Here is a 6,759-nt window from a genome sequence, read left to right as displayed (position 1 = left end):
ATAACTGTAAATCAATTAGTTAATAATTCCGTTTTACGAAATCGGAAATTGTTCGGACAGATATGAGCTGATAAAAGAAACTAATTTGAAAATTATATTCTAATGCTTTTATTTGTTAAAATCCTCGGTTTCATTAACAATTTGATGGATAATACTGTCCATTTCATTAGAAGATATTTTTAATTGCTCTATCCAAAAAAGTAAGTCTTTATTTTCACCATCAGAAATTTCAATCATATTAATTATCCCCAATATTCTTGCTAAAGGTGCTCTTACACTATGCGATTGTTTCCAAGCTATATTTTTAAGTTTTTCATTTTGACTTTCAATCTGGTTAACATAACTACTTCTGCTTATTGCAAATTCAATACTTTTACTTAATAATGCTGGATTAACTTCATCTTTTATAAGAAAATCATAAACTCCTAACTCTAAGCTTTTATTAGCAAGTGGCAAATCAACATATCCTGTTAGAATGATTATTGGGATGGAGCTTTGAATAACCATGTTTTCAACTAACTCGATGCCTTTAATATCCATTAGGTTTAAATCAAGTAATATGGCGTCCCATTTAAAATCCTTCCAAAATATATCCTTAGAAAATGACTCGTAAGATTTATAACGTTGAATTTTTACATTTGTAAATATTTCAATTAAATTATCTTCTATCAAAATATAATCGCCCTCATTATCTTCAAGAACAATAATGGATAATGAATCTTTTTTTATTGTTTTGGTCATACTTTGCTAGCTAGTGTAGATAATTGCAACCAAAATTCTTCAATTTTCAATATCGCTTTTAAAAACTCATCTAAATTAATTGGTTTTTTAACATAGCTGTTACTATGATTTTCATATGCTATATCAATATCCTTTTGATTGGAAGAGGTAGTGAGCATAATTACAGGGATCTTTTTAAGTTCCGGGTCTGTTTTAATTTTTTGTAATACTTCATGGCCGTTAAATATAGGTAAGTTTATATCTAAAAGGATTAGATCGGGGTAAGCAGCATTTGCATAAACATCTCGTTTGTACAGAAAATCTAACGCTTCTTTTCCATTTCTAGCAACACTAATTTTTGTTTTCACTTTACATTCTTCAAATGCTTCTAATGTTAATATAATATCACCTTCATTGTCTTCAACTAGCAAAATGTGAGCAAGCTTCATGATTGAGTTTTTTAGTTTAACCTGTTAAGTATTGATAAATATATTGATGTTCTATTGTTTAATTTACATGCTATCCAAATTTTGTTTTTGTAAATTTATTTTTTTTGTTCGGATAAACCAATGTAGTTCTTTTGTTTATTTATATGAATTGTTCTGAAAATTAAAAAACATTTTCCAATTGTGCGCTATAAATTCTTATGTTATTACTTTAAAAAGTATAAACTACTCTTGGAAACTTCTTTTTTTACTGTTTCAGTAAAGAGAAATAAAAGGTAGATCCTTTGTTTACAACAGATTCTAACCAAATTTTACCCCCTAAAAATTCAATATGTCTTTTTGCAATAGAGAGCCCAACACCAGTTCCTGGATAAACATCTTTGTTGTGCAATCTTTGGAAAATGATAAAAATTTTAGAAAAAAACTGGGGGTCAATTCCAATTCCGTTATCTTCTACAGAAAATTCCCACTCTTTATCTTTTTCTAATACTTTTATTTCAATAACAGGTGGTTTTTCTATTACCGAGTATTTTATAGCATTATCTATTAAACAATGAAATATTTGTGTAATTGCAGTATGATAACTTAGTATCGTTGGTAAATTATGAGTTAATATAGTTGCTTTTTTTTCTGAAATCAGCTTTCTTCTTAATAATTTATAATCATTAATTATTTCATTTAAATTTATGTTTTCTTTAGAATCAATTGATTTATTTGATCTAGAATAATCTAATAAATCAAGAATTATTTGTTTCATTTTTTTTGCTCCATCAATTGCAAAGTCAATATATACATGTCCTTTATCATCAATTGTATTACCGTATTTTCGCTTTAATAAGTCCATAAAACTTGTTATCATTCGCAGTGGTTCTTGCAAATCATGCGAAGCAACAAATGCAAATTGTTCTAATTCTTCGTTAGATTTTTCTAATTCTATCGCGTGTTTTTGTAAGGAACTGTTAAGTTCACTTAATTGAATGTTTAATTCTTTTTGTTCGGTAATGTTTGTCATGGCGCCAACCATTCTTATAGCTTTACCCTCATTATTGCGTATTATAATGCCCCTGTCTATTACGTAAATTATTGGATTGTCTAAATGTAATATTCTATATTCTTGCTCCCAATGAAAGCATTTTTGATTAGATATAGCTGATTGAATACTTTCCTTAATTCTTATAATATCATCAGGATGAAAGCTATCTGTCCAAAAATCCTTTATTGATAATATTTTTTTTGCATTTGAACCAAAAAAACGTTCAATGGCTTGAGATCTATAATAAGTGTCATTAATAATGTCCCAATCCCAAATTAAATCGTTGGTTGCTTCTGTTGCTTTTTCAAAACGTTCGTTTGATTTTCGTAAATTTTCTTCTGCTCTTTTTCTTTCAGTTACATCTCTAAAGAAAATAGACAGTCCATCTACAGATGGATATATATGATTTTCGAACCATAAATCATAAGGTTTATAATGTTCTTCTACATGAATATATTGCTGAGTTTCCATAGCCTTTTCATAAGCAAGGTGAAACGGTTGGTTTAAACCCTCGGGAAATTCTGTCCAAATATGCTTGCCAATCATTTTTTCTGGGTCTCGATTGAAAATTTCTCCGGCTTTTTTATTCATGTAGGTATAACACCAATTTGAGTCAATCGATACAAAAGCTTCAGTAATACGTTCAAGAATGCTGATTTTTTCTTTAAACGCAGTGAGCAATTGTGACTCGGCTTTTTTACGGTCAGTTATATCTCTTATAAAAGCACAGAAGAAAACTTCTTCTCCTGCTTGTTTTATAGGAATTACGGTTAATTTTATCGGGAACTCCTCTCCATTTCGCTTAATTGCTTTTAATTCTAACAATACATTAAGTGCTTTACCTTCACCGGTTTTAAGGTAATGTTTAATGCCTTCAACATGGTATTTACGAAAGGGTAGAGGTATAATAAGTTCTGAAAGTAACGCTCCAATTACTTCCTCTTGTTTCCATCCAAAAATAACTTCTGCCTGAGGGTTCCAGAATGTAATATTCTCTTGGGTGTCTATGCAGATAATAGCATCCAAAGCACCACTCATAATTAGTCTTTGTTTTTCTTCACTATCCCGAATATCTTCTTCTGCTTTTTTACGCTCTGTTATATCAAGTATAGTTGCTACATATTTTGAATTATTATATTGTACAACCAATTGCAAATGAACTTCTACAGGATAAATTGTGCCGTCTTTGCGTTTATGATTAGTGAAAAATACAATTCTTTCTTTTTTACCACTCAACAAAGGATCAATTAAATTATTGAAAGATTCTATTGTATAATCAGGTTTTAAATCAAGGGGGGTTAATTTTAATATTTCTTCTTTGGAGTATCCTAAATTATTTAAAGCACTTTTATTTACATGATTAAAAAGGAGTGTTTTTTTATCAAATGTGTAAATTTCATTTATACTATTTTCTAAGGTATGTAGAGACCTGTTTCGGTCAATTTCAGCAGTTTTTAAGGCATTAATATCCTGAAAACTTCCATAAATTCGGTGGCAAATGCCATCTCTAATTTCAGAATTACCAATAATCTTAACCCAAATTTCTCGTTTGTTTTGGCTAATTATTATGGCTTCAATATCATATTGATTTCCATTGCTAATACAATCATCTAATTTTTCCTTTATTAATGATCGAAAATCTTCTCTGTAAAAATTAATGGAATCCTCAATTTGAGGCACAAAAGTTTTAGGGTCAGTTTCATGTAATTTGTGTACCTCATCTGACCAATAAAGTGTTCCAGCGATTACATCAACTTCCCAACTGCCAATTTTTGCTAATGCACCAACCTCACGATTTAATTCTCTAAGCTTTTTTTCTTCTGTGATATTTTTTCCTGTAGAGTATATAACACCCTCTACTATTGATGGTTGCGTAAACCAACTTATCCAAACTATTTCATTGTTTTTAGTAATATATCTTGTCTCAAATTCTAAAATATTGTTTCCACTTATTACGCTACTATGCTCGTTTGCAGCAACATTTTTATCATCAGGGTGAATAAACTCTTCATAAGAATGGTAAAGTAGCTCATGCTCTTCATAACCAAGTATTTCACACCCAGCTTTATTTATCTTTAAAAACCTACCTTGAAAATCGGATGTGCAAATAATGTCGGGTATGGCATCAAATATTATGTTGAGCTCATTCTCCAGTTTTTTTCTATTTAATTCAGAACCGATAAAACCTTGTAAATGAGTGAATATTTCGGTGTATTTTTTAATGTAGCTAACTTCTTGTTTAGTACCAATTTGTAACACTGCTATTATTTGGCTGTTAAATGTTAAAGGAATGCCTAAAATAGATTTTAAGCCAATTTTTAAAGCGGCTTCTTTCCTTGCAAAATTTTCAGATATGTCAATATCATTCCAAAGTAGTTGCTTATTTTTTGCCCAAACATTTCCTGCCAGTCCTTCTGCATAATTAAACTTGTTAAGTCCTTTGCTTAATTCGTAAAACAATTCATCATCAGGGTTTTGCAGATGATAGGAAAGCAATGTCATCGCATTCTTCTCTATATTAGTAACCCAGAGTTCTACCATGTCAAAATTCCCAAATAAGGCAATTGTTTTACAAAGCTCTTTTACGGCGTTCAAATAATCGTTTTCAAGATTAAATTTTGTACTTATTTGTGAAAGCAATTCTTTTTCGATTTCTTTATTTTTTTGAACGGTAACATCTCGTTCTATAGCTATCCAATGGGTAAACCAACCTTTATCGTTTGCTACAGGGGTAACTGTAAAATTCACCCAAAATTCTTCTCCGTTTTTTTTGTAGTTAATGGTGGTTATTTCATAAGGTTGCCAATTTCTGATGGCCTTTCCTAGCTTCGCTAACTCATCTTTATCAGAGTTAGGTCCTTGTAAAATTTTAGGAGTTTTACCAATAACTTCATCAGCTGTATAACCGGTCATTTTGGTAAATACTTCGTTAACATAAATTATTTTAGGTCCCGATTCGTCAAATGGTTCTGCTTCTGTAATTAAAACAGCATCATTTGTATGTGTTACAACACTCTCTAATAATTTTAAATTTTGTTCTTCTTTCTTACGTTTTGTAATATCTCTTGATACTGAAATTATTTGTTCAATTTTTTCTCCAAGTTTTCCAACTGGAGATACCAAAACGTCCCACCATTTAGGAGTACCCTTTGCTGTGGGGCAATAAGCTGTAAATTCAACTATTTCGCCTTTTATAGCCTTCTCAATACTCTTTCTTATTAATTCTTCGTTTTCCTTTCCCCAAAGTGACCACCAGTTTTGATGTTTAACAGTATTAAAATCATCAATTTCCATTTGGCAAAGGCCATTATTGTTGATGTATTGAATTTTACCATCAATATCTATTACTTTAAAACAATCGGGACTACTTTCTAATACAGTTCTATTAAAAAGTTCGCTTATTTCAATTTGTTTTTGAGCATTTATAGTGTCTGTAATATCTCTTGAATTTGCTACTAACCCGTTAATTACAGGATTGTTAAGCATGTTAGTTAATACAGACTCTATCCAGCGCCATTCATTTTTATTGTTTAATAGGCGAAAAGGAGGAACGATGATTTTTTTTTCAGTTTCAATATTTTCTAAACAAGCTAAACAGCGTTCTGCATCTTCTGGGTGTATGAAATCAAATATGTTTTTTCCTTGAAATTCTTCAGGCGTAATTCCAAGAATAGCTGTGGTTGTTGGGCTAGTATAAATATATTTTCCTTCGGCGTTGATAATGCTAATCATATCAGAACCTTCTTGAACCAATGCTTTAAAGCGTTGCTCGCTTAAACGAATATGGGCTTCTTTTTCTAACTTTTCTTTACCATCTCGGGCAACACAATACATTAATTTAGCCTTATCATCCCATCTGGCCGACCATATATTATAAGCTACTCCACCATCCTTTTTCTTATATCTGTTTTCAAAATTAGTGAAATTTTGGCCGCTCAATATTGCCTCAGCTACTACAATGGTTTTAGCTATATCTTGTTCAAATATTAAATTTTGGTAAGCTTCACCCACTAATTCTTCGGGTGTATAACCCCAATGCACCTTGGCAGATCCACTTACAAAAACAAATTTACCTTGCTCACTTATCGTACAAAAAACATCTAAAGAAGCATCCATCATTTGGTTGGCCTCTGATCTTTGTTTCACTATTTTAGTGATGTTTTTCCATTGGCAAGAAACAGCATATACTTTATTATCATTATCAAATAAAGGTTCAAATGTGTTTTGACCGTATTGAATTTCATTATTTTGCGGATGATAAAAATGTTCTTCTATTTCAAAATATTCTCCTTTGAAGGCTCTATCATAAAAAGATTTCCATTTTTGACTGTATCCTTCACCAAATCCCTCAACAAAAACAATTTCATTTAGCTTTTTATATGCTCCTGTACTTTGTAACATTAGGGTTTGATAGCTCTTATTAGCATAAACTAATAAGTAGTTAATATCAACTACCCAAAAAAGGTCTCTACTTTGATCAAAAATGGTATCACCTAAATTTGTCATATTCATTTAATGCAGAAACTAAATTGTTATTGAAACCGTTGTTGTTCTAGAATT

The 6,759-nt window shown here is 30.6% G+C and carries 3 protein-coding genes; all 3 read right to left on the bottom strand.

Annotated elements, in window-relative coordinates; genetic code table 11:
- Positions 1-108: 108 nt before the first annotated feature.
- On the bottom strand, positions 109-741 hold the full coding sequence (locus ACFSSE_RS11435; protein ID WP_379047603.1) for a response regulator: 633 nt from the start codon (positions 739-741) through the stop codon (positions 109-111).
- Positions 738-1,169, bottom strand: coding sequence for a response regulator (locus tag ACFSSE_RS11430; protein WP_379047606.1), 432 nt, complete (start codon positions 1,167-1,169; stop codon positions 738-740). Before ACFSSE_RS11430 ends, ACFSSE_RS11435 begins: the two co-directional genes overlap by 4 nt.
- 244 nt (positions 1,170-1,413) lie before the next feature.
- Positions 1,414-6,705 carry a PAS domain S-box protein gene (locus ACFSSE_RS11425; RefSeq protein WP_379047609.1) on the bottom strand — a complete coding sequence of 1,764 codons (5,292 nt, stop codon included), beginning with the start codon at positions 6,703-6,705 and terminating at the stop codon, positions 1,414-1,416.
- Positions 6,706-6,759 lie beyond the last annotated feature (54 nt).

This window comes from Pedobacter alpinus, from assembly GCF_042684645.1.
In the GTDB taxonomy this organism is placed as follows: domain Bacteria; phylum Bacteroidota; class Bacteroidia; order Sphingobacteriales; family Sphingobacteriaceae; genus Pseudopedobacter; species Pseudopedobacter alpinus.
The sequence above is the reverse complement of the archived record's forward strand: the minus strand, read 5'-3'. Positions and strand labels throughout refer to the sequence as shown.